Below are 19868 nucleotides of genomic sequence, written 5' to 3'. Positions count from 1 at the left end.
AGGAATTTCATGAAGTTATTAGCACAAGAATTACCATCTCCAAGAGCAATTCAAGAAACTCCAGTTCCTGGTGCAAAGCAAGACCCATTGATTGCACATGGGTTACAAAAAGAGCAGTATGTCGGCATTATCGGACTAGCGATCGCTCTAATTGCGGCTGTAGGATTTTTTAGCCGGAGATTTGAATACGCTCTCATATTTGCCATTGCTCTTAGTGCTATTCTCATTGCTTTCTTTTTATTCATCTAGCAAGAAATTACTCAGATTTTATGAACAGCCAAGTTTATCAAACTGTAATTGTTGGTGGTGGTTTTACCGGACTATTTACAGCTTTACACCTAGCTCATGAACATTATCCTCGTTCTGTGATTTTGATTGATAAAAATGAGCGTTTTTGCTTTAAGCCGTTGCTTTATGAATATTTTGATGGCGAGATGGATGCTATTCAAGTAGTACCGCGTTTTTCGGAATTACTTAAAGGTAGTGGAGTCATCTTTGTGCAAGATACTGTACAGTCCATAGACTTGCATCAACGGGAGGTTAAATTAGTTTCTGGCAACTCTTACAATTACAGCAACTTAGTATTAGCGTTAGGTAGCGTTACTAGTTATCATCAGGTTGAGGGTGCGAATGTTAATGCCTTTCCTTTTTGGACGCAAGCAGATGCGATCGCTCTTGACAAGCATTTACGGGAATGTTTACAAAAAGCTGTTCAAACAGAAAATATAGAACAACGCCGCAAACTATTAACAGTAGTTGTCGTTGGTGGTGGTGCTTCTGGTGTGGAAATGGCAGCAACTTTAGCTGATTTTCTGCCACATTGGTATAGAGCTTTAGGCGGAAATTCTACTGAAATCAGAGTGATTATCTTAAATCATGGTGAAAAAATTCTTGATGGCGATATTAATGATCCGTTGCGTCCAATTGCTGAGAAAGAATTACAAAAACGTAGTGTAGCAATAGAAATTTTTAAAGAGGCAGAAGCCACTGCTGTTTATCCCAATGCTATTGAATATAAAAGCAATGATGAAATTAAGACACTGCCAACACATACCACAATCTGGACTGCTGGCACTTCTCTTAATCCCCTGATTCAAGAGTTAGCAATTCCTCAAGAACATCGGGATCATCATCACCGTCCTCTAGTTACTCCCACGATGCAATTGCTTGATTTTCCAGAAGTGTTTGCTGGTGGTGATTGTGCAGCAGTTCAAGATAATTCATTACCTCCTACAGCGCAAGTCGCCTATCAACAAGGAGCTAATATTGCTGGGAATTTAAAAGCACTTGCTCTCGGAGAAGACCTCAAACCATTTAAGGTTAATATTCGGGGAACTCTATTGAAGTTGGGATTAAATGATGCTGCTGCTAACTTATTCAATATTTTTGAAGTTACAGGCGAACCCGCGCATTTAATCCGTCAAGGGACTTATTTAACACTATTGCCAACCCCAATTCATGACTTTAAAGCCACTACAGAATGGCTGGATGAAGAGGTATTTCATCACCATCTCGACCCTCGTGATGTAGGTAAAAAAGTTGTCCAGGCAGTGGAATTAGTTGGTGCAAGTGTTATTGGTGTTTTAGTTGGGAGGAAATTATTAAAAATGTTAGGCAATGAAGATAACAAAGACTAAGTAATAAACAATTAATACATCAATATTCAGAAGAATGCTCAAAAATTTGCCAATTCTGTTCGCAGTCATTGGGGGATAAAGAATTCATTGTATTGGATATTAAATATTGGCTTGAGAGAAGATGATTGTCGAATCAGAAAGGATAATTGAGATGGAAATGTTCTGAACTAAAACCGTACTTTATACAATTCAAATAATTCGCCTGATTGCTGTGTAATGACTTTAGCACCAGCAGCTTTAATCATTTTTTCCCACTCAGCTAGAGGTTCTAAAAAAACTTCTGCACCTAAATAAGTTTCTAACACCGCCCAATCTTCTGATAGAGGTTGTTCTGGGTTGAGGATATCAAAGACGAAATGTCCCCCAGATTTGAGGACTCGTTGGACTTCTCCCAAAACAGTGTTCCAGTATTCCAAGGGAAAATAGCAACTAAATCCGGTAGCGATCGCCAAATCAAACTGATCTAAACCATAATTTAAATGATGCGCCCCGCCTAACTCCACACCTTTGAATAGCTTGGAGTTTAACTGAGAACCACGGGAATTAAGGGTGTCTCGCGCTATATTACTAATTTCTTGCCCATAGAAAAATGCTTGCCAATCACGCCAAGGATAGATCAAAAAGCTGACACCGCAACCAATATCTAAACAATGTTGATTTTTCTGCGGTTGAGCAATTTCCCAGAACGGCGAAACAGCCCTCCCAGCCAATATTCCCGCTTTCCATTCTTGATATATTGGCATGGATTGAACTTCTGGCGGCAGTTCAAAAGTTTGGTTTTGATATTGACGGTTGAAGCGATAAGCTACTTGTGATGTTCTTTCCTGCCATTTATCGGAGTGAGGATTATTAGAGTTAAACGGAAAACTAGGAGACTGCTTAGACATAAGCTGATTTTCTGCTGTGGATGGTTGATTATAAACTGTAGTTGGCGAGAAAAGATTTGTGCGATGTCTCACGACAAGACGTTTCTCTTCGAGATGGTGCGCGAACGCGTCAACGCCCACGCTACAACCTAAAGCTCATATTGTACAATCGCAAGAAACATCATCTGGAGAGACGCTTGCCTAAAACGATACACTCCACTCAACCACCATTAAAATTTATTCCCCAAAATTTTAACCCTCTGGCGCTCCAGATGATGCGGTGGTTCTTGCCATTTATCCTCCGGTTTCGCACACGACCTTGGTTAACGGCTGGAGTGGTCAAAATAGAAGCTGAGAACGCAGAGATATTAGCCGAACTATATCAAAAATTCCAAGCAGGCAAAATCCGCTTTTTGATAGCATTTCGCCACCCAGAAGTAGAAGACCCCTTGTGTATGCTGTATCTGCTATCGCGCCTTGTTCCCAAAGCCGCGCGTCAGCATGGTATCAAATTACAAGAACCAATTCATAGTCACTTTATTTATGAACGAGGGATGACAATATGGGCGGGAAACTGGCTGGGTTGGTTATTTTCCCGTGTTGGCGGTGTTCCTGTGCGGCGGGGGAGACGAGTTGACAGGTTGGCTATTCAAACAGCGCGAGATTTATTTGCTAATGGGAAAATGCCGATCGCCGTTGCCCCGGAAGGTGGTACTAATGGTCATAGTGGGATAGTTAGTCCCTTAGAACCAGGTGTGGCGCAATTAGGTTTTTGGTGTGTAGAAGACTTGCGAAAAAGCGATCGCACTGAAACAGTATTTATAGTACCAGTCGCTATTCAGTATCGTTATGTTCAGCCACCTTGGACAAAACTAAATTGGTTGTTAAGTAAATTAGAAGCAGATAGCGGTTTAGCAATACAGTCTATTTCTCAGTCTGCAATTAACAACTCAACAGAAATTTATCATCAACGCATTTGTCTGCTGGGTGAACATCTCATTACTGAGATGGAAGAATTTTATCGCCGCTTTTATCATCAAGACTTACCACAAATACCTAATCAAACATTAATTCCCCGACTGCATCGTTTATTAGATACAAGCTTAAAAGTTACTGAACAATATTTTAATATCCAAGCACAGGGAAACTTTATTGACCGCTGTCGGCGTTTAGAAGATGCTGGTTGGAATTATATTTACCGAGAAGACATTGCCGATATTCATAAATTACCACCCTTGAAACGCGGATTGGCAGATTGGATTGCCGAAGAAGCAGATTTGCGAATGCAGCACATGAGAATAGTAGAAAGTTTTGTCGCCATCACCGAAACATATCTCCAAGAACAACCTACATCCGAACGGTTTGCCGAGACAGCCTTACTTATGTATGATATGCTAACTCGAATTCAAGACTCAACATTACCAGGAAGACCAAGCTTAGGTTTGCGACAAGTGCAAATTACTGTAGGTGAACCAATTTCTGTCACCGAACGCTGGGAAAAAGCGCAAAATAACCGTCACGCAGCCAGACAAGCAGCAAGTACCTTGACACAAGATTTGCAGACAGCTTTGGAGAATTTGATTAGTTAATTTGTTGTTTATTTTGACCACAAGCGCGGATGGGTAGGTGTAGAAAATTAGCATTCCGCAAAAACGGCTGTATTCCTCTCAGTGCAGGGTTTTGCAGAAAAAATAAATTAAAATCGTCCGCGCACATTATTTTATATGGGTTTCAGAGATTTCATATAAATAAATTGACATTATCTGATGTTATAATTAGCCCATCCGCGAAATCGAACCTTGAAAACCAAATACAGAGCGCTTTTCCGGCTCCCGCTATTGCAATTTCAACTAATCCCTATTAGGGATTCAATAACAGTCAATTAAGAGGTAAAATCTTGCTTGAAAAAACATTGCAATTTCAACTAATCCCTATTAGGGATTCAATAGGGCGCTACTGCTTTGGGTGCTTCTGCTCAAACTACATTGCAATTTCAACTAATCCCTATTAGGGATTCAATATGTGTGCGAGACATGACTCAAGACTTCCCCCCTCATTGCAATTTCAACTAATCCCTATTAGGGATTCAATACACAAAATTTAATTCTTCCAGCGGTGGGCGTACTGATTGCCATTGCAATTTCAACTAATCCCTATTAGGGATTCAATACTTTATTACCATCTACCACACAGAACAACCGAATCATTGCAATTTCAACTAATCCCTATTAGGGATTCAATACAATTCAGTGAAGCATTGGTTATTCTCTTTGTGTTCTTTGCGCCCTTTGTGGTTCGTTGTAAAAAAAGAGTTTTAGCTTGCACTAAACTCTATTATGATTTAATTCTTTGCGCCTTTGCGCCTTTGCGTGAGACTTAAAATTCTTCTTTTCCAAAATTCAAATATTTTGATATTGTTGGGTTGCACTTCGTTCCACCCAACCTTGTATATTGCGGGATGATATATCTCACGCAGAGACGCAGAGGCGCAGAGAGGATTAGGAGTTGATTGAATATTTCACATGAACTGGAAACACCCCCAAAGCAATCAATCTGGCGGGGAAGTCGCGCAAAAATGGCAAGCGTAAAAATGATGGAGGTTGAAAAGTACGATTAGAAGAGAGTACTGGAGCAAATACTCGCTTTTGAATCAATGTCTGAAATGCTTGGATAATGCGTGTGGGTAACTCTCGTTGACGCTGTACTTTTGCCAAGTCTCGGAGTTCTAAGTATTTATTATGCAGAGGTTTGCCGAGAACATTGGCGGCTACGACTGCATCTTGAATGGCGTAATTAATCCCCACTCCCCCAACTGGAGACATAATATGAGCCGCATCACCAATGAGTAATAGTCCCGAACGATACCAACGCTTCACACGGCTCGATTCTACAGACAAAAAGGCGACTTGTGACCAATCTTGAAGGCTAGATAGGCGATCGCTTAATTCTGGCACAACTTCAACAACAGATGTTTTTAACTCGTCCAAACCCGCCGCCCGCAATTTGTGATATCCTCCTTTGGGAATCACATAAGCAATTTGCCACTCATCACCACGGTCAAGCATCGCCACGATATGACCAGGCGCAAAACGCCCCATTCCGCCTTCAAAATCTTCGGGATGGCGGGGTAAGCGAAACCAAAGAATATCCATCGGTGGGGAAGTTTCAATGGATTCAAATCCGCCTATTTGTCTTAGCCGTGAGTGGCGACCATCTGCACCAACTGTAAGCATAGCGCGGACTTCGTGCCAACCACCACCACCGCGATAACGCACTCCTTTAACTGTGCCATTTTCCTCAATTAATTCTTGAACATTTGCACCCATAACTAATTGAAAGTGAGGATATTGTTGCGCTTCTTGGGTGATAAATTCCAGAAATTTCACTTGTGGCAACATTGTGATGTAAGGATAAGGTGTTTTGAGGTGGCTAAAATCTGCCAAAGTAAAACTACCTTCTGGGGTTTTGACGTTAATTTGGCGCATTTTGGTATGGGGTAATTGTAATAAGCGATGGCTTAAACCCAATTCATCCATAATTTGCATGACTGATGGATGAATTGTGTCTCCCCGAAAGTCGCGGTCAAAATCTTTATGCGCCTCTAGCAACATCACAGATATGCCTTGACGCGCCAATAACAACGCTAAAATAGCCCCGGCTGGGCCACCACCCACAATGCAACAATCGGTGGTTTGTAAGTCTACAATCTCATGGGCTGGGTTAACACTTGAGTCGGGGATAGGATTTGTCGGTAGATGGTTAGTCATCACAACACCTCTAGGTAGCCCTAAATCAAGGGTAGTTGGCTTTTGATCATGCCAGCGATTTTTTTAACTTTTTGTAGTCATAGGGAAGATGTATTATCGCTAAAATGTCCTTTGTCATTGGTCGTTTGTTTTTAGTTAATGACCAATGACTTATGATGAATGACCTATGACAATAACTAATACCTGTGGCACAAGTAATTTTAGAAAACGTTTATAAAAGTTTCCCCCCCCGTAAGGGCGAAAGTAATGCAGCACAAGAGCGTGCAGATAATCTTAATGTTTTGCGCCGCATTAACTTGACCATCGCCGATGGTGAATTTATGGTACTGGTGGGGCCTTCTGGCTGTGGTAAAAGCACCCTACTACGGTTAATTGCTGGCTTAGAAACGCTGACTGGTGGCAATATTTTAGTAGGCGATCGCTTAATCAATGATTTACCGCCCAAAGAACGAGACATTGCAATGGTGTTTCAAAATTACGCCCTCTATCCTCACATGACGGTGTATGACAACATTGCTTTTGGGTTACGCCGTCGGGGAAGACAGGGAGCAGGAGAGCAGGGGAGCCAGCGCCGTGCGGGGGTTCCCCCCGTTGAGGCGACTGGCGTGAGCAGGGGAGATAAAATGCCTAATTGGGCGGAAAATCTTCTGGTGGGGGGAACGAAGAATTTACCCAAAGGGTTGCGTTATATTTCGCCAAAAGAAAAATTAATTGAGACGCAGGTGCGGTCTGTGGCGCAGTTGTTACAAATTGAAATGCTGCTGAATCGCTTACCCAAACAACTATCTGGGGGACAAAGACAACGGGTAGCATTAGGAAGAGCGATCGCTCGTAATCCCCAAGTATTTTTAATGGATGAGCCATTATCTAATTTAGATGCCAAATTGCGGGCAGAAACTCGCGCTCAAATTGTCAAATTGCAGCGACAATTAGGCACAACAACGATTTATGTTACCCACGACCAAACAGAAGCAATGACAATGGGCGATCGCATCGCCATCATGAATCAAGGCCAAATTCAACAGCTTGCTTCTCCATTAGAACTCTATAACCGTCCTGCTAACCGCTTTGTGGCTGAATTCATTGGCTCACCACCGATGAATTTTATTCCGGTAGAGTTTCATGCACCATTGTTAATTACCCATCCCCTATTTCGTTTCACACTCCCAGAAACTTGGGGAAAAGCACTGCAAAAATATGATAAACAAACTTTAATTTTGGGCATTCGTCCCGAACACTTAAACCTGAGTTTACCTGCTACGAAAAATCTACCAGTCAAAGTAGATTTGGTAGAAAATTTGGGTAATGATGCTTTCTTGAGTGTCAGACTAACTGAACCAGACTCGCCAATATCTTCTGATGCGCCTTACTTGCAAGTGAGAGTTCCCACAGATAGACAGCTAAGTGTTGGAGAACAATTATGGTTATCAATAAATCCTGAAAAAATTCACTTTTTCGACCCAGAAACAGATTTAGCTATATTCCCGACGAATAATTCTTAATATTAATCCGGCCATTCTATTGAATTTGTGAAAATCGCATTTGCTCAGATACCCGACTTCTTTAAGAAGTCGGGTATCTTGATCTCTAAACAAGAGACATCTTTAATTAATAGAACTTTTAGAAAACGAAAGTGGTTCTTAAAGTACCAATGATTGCATCATCAGAAGTTTGACCAGGATTAGTTAACCAAATCACACCAGGCGTAATGGAAATGTTATCGCTGACGCGGTATTTATAGAAACCTTCAATGTGGTATGGAGTGTTGTTATTACCACTGCCAGCATAAGGTTGAGCGCCGCCGAAAATACCTAAAACGTTGCCTTTTTTACCTAAATCTGGTAGAGCTACACCTAATCCATAACTCCAAATATCATCATCATCATTAGCGCCAAAGCCTGTAACTTGGCTGTACAGAACAAAACCACTAATGGAAAGTTTGTCGCTAGGTTTGAAAGCTGCTTCAAAACCATAGGAATTACTAGCGTAGGCGCTGTCAATAGCGACACCGGGCAAGTTTTGGCGGTTAGCTTGTCGAGTACCAACAACACCAGTAGTAACTGAACCAAAATCGAATAAGGCGCTACCTGCACCATGATAGCCGTTAACGTAGGTGGCAGCTAAGGTCAGGCGATCGCCCACATTCAAGTTCAATTGTGCTAAGGCTGCATAGTTACCTGCAAATAAACCTGAACCTGAATTGGGGCTATTTGCTTCCGCAGCCAAGTAACCCAAAGTTAATGAAGGTTTAAAAGTTCCGCCACCACCAAAGGCTAAGTTTAGCGCTGCACCAGCACCGCCGCCGATACGATAAATTGGGCTTTCGCCAGCAAAGGTAGATAAAGCACCATTACCACCGTCAAAATCTTCAAAGTAGGGGTTAACGGTAGGAACGTAATCGCTATGAATACCGCCAGTAGCTGCAACATAAACTTGCGAGTTACCGACAGGAAAGTAATAAGCTAACCAATCGATAAACGCGCTATTGTTACCACCCAGGAACACGTTAAATGTTTGCGTTCCCTCGTAAGTATTGTTTGCTAAAGGTAAAACACTGGCATTCCCAGCTGCAATCCGGGTATGTAGGATATCTTTACCAGTAAAGCTGGTTTGAAAATCGAGACGCACCCTATCTTGGAAAACGGTGTTGTTAGTATCGTTGTCGCCAAAGCTATCGGTAACAGCAAAAACAGCTTCACCAACAAGTTTGGTAGTGGTGGAAAATTGATTGGCTTCCAACTCGGCGGTGCGTGCTTCTAGTGCATCTACTCTGCCACGTAAAGTTGCCAATTCTGCGGAAAATTCTTCTTGCAAACGCTGAAGTGTGGCTAAGTCTTCTTTTTTTACTAAGTCAGCAGTTGCAGTCGCAATCAGTTCATTAACTCTATCTAAACAAGCATTTAAACCGGCGGCAAATTCATAACGTGTCAAAGCACGATTACCGCGATAAGTACCGTTAGGATAACCAGCAATACATCCGTAGCGCTCAACTAAAGATTGTAATGCTTGAAATGCCCAATCAGTTGGCTGTACGTCAGAAAACTGCGAAACTGATGTGACTTGAGATAGGGAATTTTGGTTTTTACCGTCAAGACTATATTGATTGACTTGTTCTAAAACTTGATTTTCTTCAGTTTTGGCTTGAGAAATTAACTGTTGTTGAGGTGTTGGTGACTCAGTTTCAATCTCAGCTGCAACTACCTTCGCGGAAAATAAAACAGCTACGCCTAAGCATACTGGAGATAACACCAGTGTTTTCCACAATAAATGAGACATGTTCTTTCTTCCTCACACTGTTTTGTTAGAATGACGCGATCGCGATCTTCTAAATGTATCCCATAATACTTTATTTTCTCTTTTGCTGATTTAGCTGCTATTGTGCCAAAACTTCTCTATTTTTTGATATTTCTCAGTGTAAACTCTTGGTTTAGCGGTTTTATTTCAATTATCTCAGCATCAAAAGTATCTTGATTTTTTCAGCAATGCCTACCGTTAGGCGATCGCAGATAATAAACTTAACCGCCAAGGAGATGCGATATTTATGACTCAAATCAAATCTCAACTGACACTGCAAGAATTCCTCGCCTTACCACAAGGTGATATCACCTACGAATTAGTTAATGGAGAAGCGAAACCTAAAATGGCACCAAAAAGATTTCATTCACGTTTAACTTTGGCTTTGACTCAACTTTTAACGCCGTGGGCGAAAAATCGCGGTGAAGTTGGTGTTGAATGGGCAGTTACGTTAAAACGCAAAAGTCGAGACTGGGTTCCTGTACCAGACTTACTTTATGTCTCATACTCTCGCCTCAATAGGGATGTCATTGAAGATGAGGCTTGTCCCATACCGCCAGATTTAGCCATTGAAATTATCTCGCCTGACCAAACTTTTGGTGAAATGAGTGCGAAAGCAACAGATTATCTAGAAGCAGGTGTGATGAGAGTTTGGGTTGTAGATGCAAAAGCTAAAACAGTTACTATTTTTTATCCTGATGCACACCCACAAACAAAAGCTGGTGAAGATAGTTTAGAAGATTCTTTATTTGAAGCCCTACAAATTACACCCGCACAAATTTTTCAACAAGCGGGAATACCATAAATATTTTCAAGTTTAATATTGGGAAATTTGTCACTATACCCAGTATGATATCAAGATACTTCAATCAGATGAATTCTCAGACGGAACTTTCTTTTTAATTAAACGGTGAAGCAGACGGCAAGGCCAAATACAAGCTCCACAAACACTTACAGAGAAAATAGCCGCAAAAACACGCCACTTCTCTTCAAGTTGATTAGCAGATTCTGATGGCTGGGATTGCATATCTTTGGTTATTTCCGGCAATGAATGAGATAGCTGACTGGCTGTACTTATCCCTTCAATCGCCGCGCCAATTAGATAAGCTACAAGCGCAATACCGAGCCAGTGACTCATCATATTTGATTGGTAAACTTTTGTATTAGTGATTCTCTGTGCTAAAGGATAATCTGCCTTCAGCAGTGTCTCGAATTAAAGGCAGTTTAGATTGTATATAAGCATTAAGGCTACTATCTGCCTGTAAATCTTCTTCCTGCTGGATGTTTAATTGCTGGAAGAGCAGTTGTACTAAAGCCACATCATCAAACTGGAGCAAGGTGCTGACATTAGTAGACTCGATTACAGCCCAAAGCTGTTGCATCATTTTAGTGGTGATCATGAGTCTCTAACCTCTTAAGCTTTTCTTTATATTTGCACAGTTTCCTTGTTTGTGCCTAATTTGTGTCTAAAAATTAATCAATTGGCAAAAGTGTACAAAAATCAAGATATTAGCTGTTCAAAGAGTCAACAAAAGTTCCTGGCTCAAGAATTAAGACTTAACAGTTAATTCATAACTGTGGGTGATTTTCAACTAAAACTCACTCTGCATCAGGATTGTAGAGTCTAATGAAACAATATTTACACATAGCTTTCTTTTAGAGGATGTTATGATTAGATGGGCGAGAATTATTTTCGGCTATGTGATCGACTACACTTAGCACTTTTTCTGTTTCTTTAGTTAAAACTGCAATTTTTCCATAAAATTGTCAGCCTGTGACAATAACTAAACCTCAGAATCTCTTAAAAGGGATGGTGCTACAAAAGTAACTTGGTTTGATCACAAGACTATCTAATGCGTATCTTGCTCTTGGGCATTAGTTACATAACTTAGCATAGTCTACTTGTGTATAGCAATGCCCTGATAAAAGATAAAAAATGGTGAATGTGTGGCAATAGTAAAATATAAACAAACAGGCAAATATCTTCCACCTCATATACTGATTTTAGGGATATGTTTTGTGCCTGGAGAAACTGAAGTTAGCAGCGAACAGCTAACGGAAATTCGGGACTTTATTAAGAATGATAGATTACTTCAGCATTATTTGAAGCAGAAAATTCTAATTATTCAAGATTGAATATTTCACTTTAAATTTAGTGCGCTAAAGATGACAAACATTTCTCCTAAATCTAAATCTCTGCACACTGATGATTTTGGAGACAATGTATGTCATTGAGTTTAATCTCTCTTGTGTGTGAAGTAGAAACTTATTTTGCAAATAAATTAAAAGATGCGATCGCTCAATTTTCAGCAACACTACTATGGTACGAAGGTAGCCGATGCGATCGCTAAAGCGTAAACATAAAGTAACACCAAAAAAATCCTCAACAATTTAGCTGCAATCTTATAAATAATGTGGTTTAAACTACGCTATTAGATTGGATAAGTAAGATAAACTTGCGAAATGAATGTCATTAAACAGTGACTTTCGTTTACTCGCAAAACAGGATAAGCTAACTATGAGTAGAGATATAGTTAAAGTAATATTATGGGAAGAAAAACAAAAAGATTATCTGAAAAAACTCTATGATTTACAATTTATTCCTAGAATAGGCGAAGAAATTTACATTAATAAGGAAAATTGGAAGGTAACTCGAATTGAACATGATGTAGAAGTGAGTGAGGTTAATATTTATATGGAATTAATCAAAAAAGGCAAGCAGGAAAAATCTTCTGAAAGATCATCTGAAAAATCATCTCATTCATAAACAAGTAGTAAATAAGTTGCATTTACCTCAATACTAAACTTGGCTTTGTTAAATGAGCTATACCACTTCAAACTCAGGCTCAAATCTCACTAATGCTGTGCGCGTCTTTTTATGGCTGCATCTCACCAAAAACTAGAGTTTGCTGACACAATACTGCGTATTTACTCTTTTGAGATATTTCTAAAATCAATCATTGTTTGCCGATAAGCATCTGGTAAGCCTGTATCGAAACATTTTCCTTGCACAATGTAACCAGTCATTCCCTCAGCTTGGCATAGACTATCTAGAGAGGATGTTAACTGAAATTCGCCGCGATCGCGTAAATTTTTCTCGATATGTTCGGCTAAACAATCAAAAATCCTTGGTGTTAGTACATACAAACCAAATACACATAAAAACTCATCATCCGTGATACCGACTACCCGCAGATTTTGACGCGCATAATCAACAGTTGGCTTCTCTACAAGTTGTGTCACCTGCAAAATAGAATTAGTTTCTTGCCATACTCCGGTGACACAGCCAGCTTTATGAATAATTGCTGCTGGCATAGTTGTTAAACTCACTACACTTTGATGTACTTGTGCGTAAATATCTAAAACTTGACTAGCACAAGATTTATGAGTATCGGATGCGTAAACATGATCACCTAACATTAACAAAAATGGCTCATCTTGTACCCAATTTTTAGCACAGAAGACTGCATGACCATAGCCTTCTGGCTGTTCTTGGGTAAGAATCGTGATTTTATCACCAATATCTTGCAGGTATCGACTATATTTTTGATTTTCAGGCGAAAGCTTTTGTAACAGTTCTGGTTGTGGTGGATTTTTAAATAAATCTGTAAAAATTTCTATATCATCTGGTTGTACAACAATGCCAATTTCTGTAATTCCTGCACTCATAGCCTCTTCGACAATTGCCAGAATTACAGGTTTAGCTCTACCATCTCGATCAATAATGGGGAACAGTTCTTTTTTGACAACTTTAGTAGCTGGAAACAAGCGAGTGCCGAAACCAGCTGCCGGAATTACAGCTTTTCTAACTTTATTGTGTGGCATAGTTCAGCACTTTTGACAATTAGCTCTTGAGATTTTGTTAAAAGAGCGATCGCTGATCCTCACTAACTTTTTCTAATACATTTACCAACTTAATATGGCTATACTTTGCTTAATTTAACTTGATGAATATGACCTATTGTCATAGTGTCAGTTGCTCAACTGTCACTAACTATATATTCAATTGTGCCACATCAGAGGTATTGTTACCTATTGCAAGGAGTGATACCATTTCACAATACATTAGTTGCAATTAATTTCCACAATCCGTCTTTAATATAGATAGTTTGTGTTTTCTCAAGATTGTAGCCATAAAGTGAACTGGTGTATATTTATGCGAAAAAGCACTTAAGTGAGGAAAATCCTTAAGTGCTGTTTTGTAACATAGCAAAGTATTGAGTAAATATTGTCAAGTCTTCATTGCCACTGAAGTATCATAACAAGCAACCGTTTAGACTCTGAACACAACATTCCATCTATGCGCCTGACCTCACTGGATGTTTTTCGTGGCATCACCATTGCTGGTATGATTCTTGTCAACATGGCAGGAGTAGCCGATGATGTTTACCCTCCCCTGGCTCATGCTGACTGGCATGGTTGCACACCAACGGATTTAGTATTTCCTTTCTTTTTATTTATTGTTGGTGTAGCCATGACATTTTCTTTGTCAAAATACACCGCAGAAAATAAACCCACTGCTGCTGTATATTGGCGAATAGTTCGCCGTGCAGCCATTTTATTTGCTTTAGGTTTATTATTAAATGGCTTTTGGAACAAAGGCGTTTGGACTTTTGATTTCAGCAGCATCCGCATTATGGGAGTGTTACAGCGCATTAGCTTAACTTATCTGTTAGCTTCCTTGGCAGTTCTCAACCTCCCACGCAAAGGACAATGGATACTAGCCGCAGTCTTACTCATCGGCTATTGGCTAACAATGATGTATGTAACAGTTCCCGAATATGGTGCTGGTGCGCTGACACGGGAAGGTAACTTTGGCGCATATATTGACCGCCTGATTATACCGCAAGCGCATCTGTATGCTGGTGATGGTTTCAAAAATATGGGAGATCCAGAGGGACTTTTTAGCACCATACCTGCTGTTGTTAGTGTCCTCGCTGGTTACTTCACAGGGCAATGGATACGTAAACAGCCAGTGCAAACACGGACAAGTGTAGGGTTAGCCTTATTTGGTATTGGCTGCTTAATTATTGGTTGGGGGTGGGGTTGGGTGTTCCCCATTAACAAAAAACTGTGGACAAGTTCTTACGTTATTTTTACCAGTGGTTGGGCATTACTATTACTAGCTGCTTGTTATGAACTTATCGAAGTGCGATTAATCAAACGCTGGAGTAAACCATTTGAAATTATGGGCTTAAATGCGATCGCTCTTTTCGTCGCATCTGTATTATTAATTAAAATCCTAGCCAAAACCAAAATCGGTACAGGCGAAACCGCCCCCAGTACCTACAACTGGATTTATCAAAACATCTTCGCATCTTGGGCAGGCACTTTTAACGGTTCACTACTATTCGCCCTAGTCACAGTCTTATTATGGTGGGCTGTAGCCGTTCTCATGTATCGCCAACGCTGGTTTCTCAAAGTTTAACTTTGCCCCTCTGCGTTAGGTTGTCACTCCTCCACACTAAAATCCACCTTATCGTAAATATCCCCCAGCAAAACCTGACAAGGAACAGCCGCTAAACTTAACACCACATCTGCATCGTCATATTCAGAAAATATCCACTTATTATTCTCAGTTTTGCAATACTGCTCAACGTGCATTTTAGACTGATCAATCAGAACATATTCTTGAAAGCTAGGAATCGTACGATAAGCAGCAAACTTTTCATCGCGGTCAAAACTTTTAGTAGATTTTGACAACACTTCAGCAATAAATACTGGATTAACTAAAGTGTCTCGTCTTCCTTCTTGAAATTCCAAAGGAGTTTTCACCACCATCACATCAGGGTAAGTAAGAATTCGCCTATTAGGTATCCATAGACGCTGATCTGTAACAAAGACTCGATAAGGCTGACGCTTGAGAAGGAAGTTGATTATACCTCCTAAATTAAGCGCAATTTGATTGTGATCTGGCGTTCCGCCTGCCATTTGAATAATCTGCCCATCAATATATTCATGTTTTTCCTCAGCATTCACCTCTAATTCTAGATATTCTTCAGGCGAATAATAGCGTTGTTCTTGTAACTGCATAACTATTAGACTTTTAACAAAAGCCTAAATAATGAGTAATTAACCGCAGATAGAGGCAGATAGACACAGATAATTTATCTGGGAATATCTGTTGTTTTATTTTAAATTAACTCAACTCAAAACCTGCTCTATTTCAACAGCATTCATTTGGTCAAGAATATTCCAAACTGACTGTAACAATGGCTCTAAACCATTACGCGTTACCGCAGAAATCACAAAAACCGGAGCATAAGCAAGATGATTTAATTGAGTTGCCAAAGCATCTAAATCAACTGTTTCTCTATCAACTGCGTCAATTTTATTCAGTGCTAAAATTTGCGGGCGATTTGCTAACCCTCGTCCATAAGCTTGCAATTCTTGTTGAATTGTATTGTAATCTCTGATGACATCATCACTAGTCGCATCAATCAAGTGTAATAGCACTCGTGTGCGTTCAATATGACGTAAAAAATCATGTCCCAAGCCTGCACCGTCGGCTGCGCCTTCAATTAAGCCGGGAATGTCGGCAAAAACTGTACCATCACCAGTAGGTTTCCGCACTACACCCAAATTCGGCACAAGGGTAGTAAAAGGATAATCGGCAATTTTTGGGCGTGCTGCTGATAAAGATGAAATCAATGTAGATTTACCAGCATTGGGTAAACCAATAATTCCCACTTCTGCTAATAGTTTTAACTCCAAACGAAGCATTTTTCTTTCCCCTTCTAAACCAGGGAGGGCGTATTCTGGGGCGCGGTTGCGGTTGCTTAAAAAATATTGATTTCCTAGTCCACCTTTACCACCTTTAGCAATTACTAGAATTTGTTCAGGTTCAATTAAATCGCCGATAATTTCATCAGTTTCCGCATCATAAATCGCTGTCCCACAGGGAACTTCGATGATTAAATCTTTGCCAGATGCACCAGTGCAGTTATTCGGGCCGCCTCGACCACCATTTTCTGCCTTAAAAAGATGGTTATATTTAAAGTCCAATAGGGTTTGCAGGCTTTCTACAGCCTTGAAAATAACTGAACCACCCCGCCCGCCATTTCCGCCAGAGGGGCCGCCAGCAGGTACATACTTTTCTCTGCGGAAGGCGACAATCCCATCGCCACCTTTACCTGCTTCAACTTGAATTTCTACTTGATCAATGAATTTCATATTCTCAAAGCGCTGAGGAGTGAGTTTTAAATTATAAGTTTTTTAATCAATGCTTTATCTTTATTCTCTACTTTTAACTCATTCCTCAACACTCAGCACGCTGCTCAACTTCCGTTACGCTAACAACACTCAAATATAGGGCGTGACATCCTCGCCGCAATCATCTGCCAAATAGGAGAGGGCGCGAAAACGTAAACCGACAAGTTGCTCATAAAGTGGATTAATCTTACACAAAGGTGGTATATGAACAATTTTGCGTCCAAATAGAGTGACATCGCGCTCAAATGGACACTGAGAGGGAATCATTTTGCATAAGAATCGAGCAACTCTGGGGTCTTGTACATCTAACCCATCTAACCAGTCGCGCAGAGAGTTGAGTGGTAAATGGGGTGGTACTTGAGATAGGCCTGGTGCAGAAACCAGATGGTCTTGTACCTCTAGGGTATGACGCAGGGCTTCGATAATTTCTTCTGGTTGTTCTAAAGCCTGGCAAAATTGGTGGAGAACTTGATCTTCGCTAGAAGAATATGTACCATCAGCGATCGCTACCATCACAGCTGTACGTAAAAAATTTTCGGCTGCTTGTGTACCTTTGCCTAAAACTGCGGCTAAGTCTTCTGGGGTAATGACTTCTAAAGACTCCCATTTCAGGCTAGGTGCTAATTCTTCTTTAGTGAAACTGGCAATAAATTGCTGTTCATGGTCATCAAAGTTACCATCTGCCCAAGCAATTGTTAGCAGTCCACTTAACCAAGCAGCAATTTGTTCGCTACTGTATGGGGATTTCACAAAACTAGTCATACACTTATGCCTCAAACATCTCTCGGTGAATACTAGGCTACCCTTGAAGGTAACTGATTGTGCCTTTAACTAACAGGCTTTTAAGATTTGCTATTTTCCTAACTACAAGCTATAAGCGATCGCTTCCCGATCACGCTGCAAGTTAAAATACTCTTAAAAAATATTGAGAATTTTTTCTAATTAAACTTCTTCCAGGTGTAAGCTATGTTTTATTTTGGTATTGAACATGAAGTTGCATTTTTGAACCAAGAAGGAAAGTTTGCAGATTTTACCCACACTAAATTTGCAGATTTTGCTCAAATTGTAGAAAAATTGCCTATCTATCCCAACGACTATCCTCAACTGCGTGTAGGTGATGCTGGGATTAAAAAGAAAAGATGGTATATTGAAGGGTTTGAAAGATTTGCTGACTCTGAGCAACCAATTGATTGTTCAGCTAAAGGTATCGAAATTAGAACAACCATACATACTAATATTCAAGATGCAGTTAATGAATTATCACAAAGTTTTCATTTACTGCGGGAAGTAGCAAAGAGTTTTGGATACATGCCAGTTTTAGCGAGTTATAACCCCTATAAAACTGTTTTTGAACCGCAACCTCCATTAAACGATTTTGAAATCAAACAACTACAAGCTTATCCTGATGAACAAACAGCTAATATTTATATGGTTAGCTACGGGCCAGATTTGAATATATCTGTAGCAAATATGTCTACTGACCGTTTAATTGATATTGGCAAAAAGTTAACTTATTACAGTCCCTATATTGTCCCGTTTACTTATAGCTCTCCTTTTTACAATGGGAGTTTATGGGAAGGACTTTCTGTGAGAACTTTTATTAGAACAGGTAAACGTTCAGCGACTTTAGTTTTTGTCGAGAAGCCAGAAGAATTAATTACAAGTATCCCTTCATTAACCAAAGTCGCCCGCATTCCCGCAGAAATCGGACGCATTGAATTTAAAGCTTTTGATAGTTGCGATGATTTTAATATTTATGCGGCGTTATTAGCATTATTCAAAGGTTTGATATTAGATGAAACTTTACAGGGTAGAGTTACTACACCCGATGCAGCTTTACACCAGATTTCCGCTAAAGAAGGCTTTGATAATCAAGATATTTTTGCTAATGCCAAAAAAGTTTTAAAAGCTGCTGAAGTCTCTCTCCATAATGACTCAGATGCTCAATTATTAATACCATTAAAAATCATGCTAGAGCAGCGTCAAAGCAAATCACATCAATTAATTGAAATGTTTCATAAGTTAGGTTCAATAGAAGCAGTATTACGAAAAACTTATTGATATTAAGTCAAAATCGCGCTTGCTCAGTTCCCCGACTTCTCCCATAAGTCCGAGATTTACGCCAGAGGTGTTAGCCAATAAGTAATTCCTTGAATCACTTGATTTTTAAAACCTAATTTAGGTAAATCTTCTGCTGATACACCAAGATAAGTCCAGTGTGGTACATCTTTGACCACGGTTTGAAACCAACCATGTTGATTCAGAATTTGTCTTTGTTTTGGATTCGATACACCTAAATCAATCGCTAATCCCCAAAGATGCTGTGATGTTCCTGGCGGTGCAACTAACCCCAAAATTGCAGTTTCTTTACCTTCTTTGACTTTTTCTAAAGTTTTATTATTAGCATATTTATGCCAAAACCTTAAATTTGTGGCAAAGCTACGCATACAATCACTAGCGCCATAACCTGATTTTAAGGGAATATTAAATTGTAATCTGGCTTTATTTAAAGCATCTGCTGCTGATTTTTGCAAATAACATTCATTTGTGCCAACAACTTTTTCTAATGTCAGTTGCGATTGGAATGCTTGCGTATCTTCTTCATTATCAAAAATCAATTTTGGCGGCAATTTCACATCATTTGCTGGATTAATAAATGCAGCACCATAAGAACGTAATAAAGTATATTCAAACGTTCCAGGTATAGGCATTACTTTTAACTTTGGCATAATTCCAGCAACAAAACGCTCTTCCTCAGTTACGGGCTGGCTAGGAATACTTGGTTCTTGGGCATTAGCAGTACAGCCAGTTACTGCGGAAACCAAGCATTGATTTGTTGATGAAGAATTTGTAGCAATTTGAGAACGTTGAATACTATTACTAGCTACCAATGACAAACAAATAAAAATAGCAATAAAGATAAATTTCGCTTTTTTAATTAGATATTTCATGAAATTCTGAAAATTATAAATATATTTTCTACTTATGATATGTGTAAATACTAGAGAATTAGTCACATTTGAGACATTCAGGCTGAAATAAACTAAATTTGTTTATCTCAACTTAGTTAATAATTATAAGTTCTAAATTTT

The 19868-nt window shown here is 39.7% G+C and carries 20 protein-coding genes and 1 CRISPR repeat array; of the genes, 10 read left to right on the top strand and 10 right to left on the bottom strand.

What is annotated here, in order from left to right:
* Window positions 1-9: 9 nt before the first annotated feature.
* A complete protein-coding gene (locus tag NCWK1_RS21120) occupies window positions 10-249 on the top strand; it encodes a hypothetical protein (RefSeq protein ID WP_096578827.1) in 240 nt (79 codons plus the stop codon).
* A gap of 20 nt (window positions 250-269) precedes the next feature.
* Window positions 270-1637, top strand: coding sequence for an NAD(P)/FAD-dependent oxidoreductase (locus NCWK1_RS21115; protein ID WP_103126062.1), 1368 nt, complete (start codon window positions 270-272; stop codon window positions 1635-1637).
* A gap of 167 nt (window positions 1638-1804) precedes the next feature.
* Here NCWK1_RS21115 and NCWK1_RS21110 read toward each other — a convergent pair whose 3' ends face one another.
* Entirely contained in the window at window positions 1805-2524 is a 720-nt protein-coding gene (locus tag NCWK1_RS21110; RefSeq protein ID WP_096578829.1) for a class I SAM-dependent methyltransferase, read from the bottom strand.
* A gap of 176 nt (window positions 2525-2700) precedes the next feature.
* On the opposite strand from NCWK1_RS21110, the gene NCWK1_RS21105 reads away from it, so the two are divergent.
* A complete protein-coding gene (locus NCWK1_RS21105; protein ID WP_187308202.1) occupies window positions 2701-4092 on the top strand; it encodes a lysophospholipid acyltransferase family protein in 1392 nt (463 codons plus the stop codon).
* 247 nt (window positions 4093-4339) lie between these two features.
* Window positions 4340-4746: a CRISPR direct-repeat array (repeat unit 39 nt; unit sequence CATTGCAATTTCAACTAATCCCTATTAGGGATTCAATAC).
* 255 nt (window positions 4747-5001) lie between these two features.
* On the opposite strand, the gene NCWK1_RS21100 is transcribed toward NCWK1_RS21105, so the two are convergent.
* Window positions 5002-6270: an FAD-dependent oxidoreductase gene (locus NCWK1_RS21100; protein WP_103126061.1), complete on the bottom strand. Its 1269-nt coding sequence runs from the start codon at window positions 6268-6270 to the stop codon at window positions 5002-5004.
* Window positions 6271-6455: 185 nt separating this feature from the next.
* Here NCWK1_RS21100 and NCWK1_RS21095 point away from each other — a divergent pair, with 185 nt between their 5' ends.
* Window positions 6456-7772, top strand: coding sequence for an ABC transporter ATP-binding protein (locus NCWK1_RS21095; RefSeq protein WP_103126060.1), 1317 nt, complete (start codon window positions 6456-6458; stop codon window positions 7770-7772).
* Between the two features lie 118 nt (window positions 7773-7890).
* On the opposite strand, the gene NCWK1_RS21090 is transcribed toward NCWK1_RS21095, so the two are convergent.
* A complete protein-coding gene (locus tag NCWK1_RS21090; RefSeq protein WP_103126059.1) occupies window positions 7891-9546 on the bottom strand; it encodes an iron uptake porin in 1656 nt (551 codons plus the stop codon).
* 265 nt (window positions 9547-9811) lie between these two features.
* Here NCWK1_RS21090 and NCWK1_RS21085 point away from each other — a divergent pair, with 265 nt between their 5' ends.
* Window positions 9812-10369: a Uma2 family endonuclease gene (locus NCWK1_RS21085; protein WP_103126058.1), complete on the top strand. Its 558-nt coding sequence runs from the start codon at window positions 9812-9814 to the stop codon at window positions 10367-10369.
* Between the two features lie 60 nt (window positions 10370-10429).
* Here the strand turns inward: NCWK1_RS21085 and NCWK1_RS21080 are convergent, their stop codons facing one another.
* Complete coding sequence (locus tag NCWK1_RS21080; protein WP_187308201.1) at window positions 10430-10705, bottom strand: hypothetical protein; 276 nt, start codon at window positions 10703-10705, stop codon at window positions 10430-10432.
* A 22-nt stretch (window positions 10706-10727) separates the two neighbouring features.
* Window positions 10728-10964: a hypothetical protein gene (locus tag NCWK1_RS21075; RefSeq protein ID WP_103126056.1), complete on the bottom strand. Its 237-nt coding sequence runs from the start codon at window positions 10962-10964 to the stop codon at window positions 10728-10730.
* Between the two features lie 547 nt (window positions 10965-11511).
* Between NCWK1_RS21075 and NCWK1_RS21070 the strand changes: the two genes are divergently transcribed.
* The 3 genes from NCWK1_RS21070 to NCWK1_RS21065 all read left to right on the top strand — a co-directional run bounded on the left by NCWK1_RS21070 (window position 11512) and on the right by NCWK1_RS21065 (window position 12331).
* On the top strand, window positions 11512-11700 hold the full coding sequence (locus NCWK1_RS21070; protein ID WP_096578843.1) for a hypothetical protein: 189 nt from the start codon (window positions 11512-11514) through the stop codon (window positions 11698-11700).
* 89 nt (window positions 11701-11789) lie between these two features.
* Window positions 11790-11915 carry a hypothetical protein gene (locus NCWK1_RS30465; RefSeq protein ID WP_281259151.1) on the top strand — a complete coding sequence of 42 codons (126 nt, stop codon included), beginning with the start codon at window positions 11790-11792 and terminating at the stop codon, window positions 11913-11915.
* Window positions 11916-12031: 116 nt separating this feature from the next.
* Window positions 12032-12331 carry a hypothetical protein gene (locus tag NCWK1_RS21065; protein ID WP_245894963.1) on the top strand — a complete coding sequence of 100 codons (300 nt, stop codon included), beginning with the start codon at window positions 12032-12034 and terminating at the stop codon, window positions 12329-12331.
* A 161-nt stretch (window positions 12332-12492) separates the two neighbouring features.
* On the opposite strand, the gene NCWK1_RS21060 is transcribed toward NCWK1_RS21065, so the two are convergent.
* On the bottom strand, window positions 12493-13389 hold the full coding sequence (locus NCWK1_RS21060) for a UTP--glucose-1-phosphate uridylyltransferase (RefSeq protein ID WP_103126055.1): 897 nt from the start codon (window positions 13387-13389) through the stop codon (window positions 12493-12495).
* A gap of 475 nt (window positions 13390-13864) precedes the next feature.
* Here NCWK1_RS21060 and NCWK1_RS21055 point away from each other — a divergent pair, with 475 nt between their 5' ends.
* Window positions 13865-14992: an acyltransferase family protein gene (locus NCWK1_RS21055; RefSeq protein WP_103126054.1), complete on the top strand. Its 1128-nt coding sequence runs from the start codon at window positions 13865-13867 to the stop codon at window positions 14990-14992.
* 23 nt (window positions 14993-15015) lie between these two features.
* On the opposite strand, the gene NCWK1_RS21050 is transcribed toward NCWK1_RS21055, so the two are convergent.
* From NCWK1_RS21050 to NCWK1_RS21040, 3 genes are all read right to left on the bottom strand, one after another.
* Window positions 15016-15597, bottom strand: coding sequence for a Uma2 family endonuclease (locus NCWK1_RS21050; protein ID WP_103126053.1), 582 nt, complete (start codon window positions 15595-15597; stop codon window positions 15016-15018).
* 111 nt (window positions 15598-15708) lie between these two features.
* Complete coding sequence (gene obgE / locus NCWK1_RS21045) at window positions 15709-16737, bottom strand: GTPase ObgE (RefSeq protein WP_103126052.1); 1029 nt, start codon at window positions 16735-16737, stop codon at window positions 15709-15711.
* Between the two features lie 129 nt (window positions 16738-16866).
* The gene (locus NCWK1_RS21040) at window positions 16867-17538 is read right to left on the bottom strand and encodes a Mo-dependent nitrogenase C-terminal domain-containing protein (protein ID WP_103126051.1); all 672 of its coding nucleotides are present in this window, start codon (window positions 17536-17538) and stop codon (window positions 16867-16869) included.
* 204 nt (window positions 17539-17742) lie between these two features.
* Between NCWK1_RS21040 and NCWK1_RS21035 the strand changes: the two genes are divergently transcribed.
* Entirely contained in the window at window positions 17743-18837 is a 1095-nt protein-coding gene (locus NCWK1_RS21035; protein ID WP_103126050.1) for a glutamate--cysteine ligase, read from the top strand.
* 56 nt (window positions 18838-18893) lie between these two features.
* Here the strand turns inward: NCWK1_RS21035 and NCWK1_RS21030 are convergent, their stop codons facing one another.
* The gene (locus NCWK1_RS21030; RefSeq protein WP_096578860.1) at window positions 18894-19727 is read right to left on the bottom strand and encodes a D-alanyl-D-alanine carboxypeptidase family protein; all 834 of its coding nucleotides are present in this window, start codon (window positions 19725-19727) and stop codon (window positions 18894-18896) included.
* Window positions 19728-19868: the final 141 nt, after the last annotated feature.

Origin of the sequence: Nostoc cycadae WK-1, from assembly GCF_002897135.1 — a bacterium.
In the GTDB taxonomy this organism is placed as follows: Bacteria; Cyanobacteriota; Cyanobacteriia; order Cyanobacteriales; family Nostocaceae; genus Nostoc_B.
This window is presented reverse-complemented; position numbering and strand designations above follow the sequence as displayed.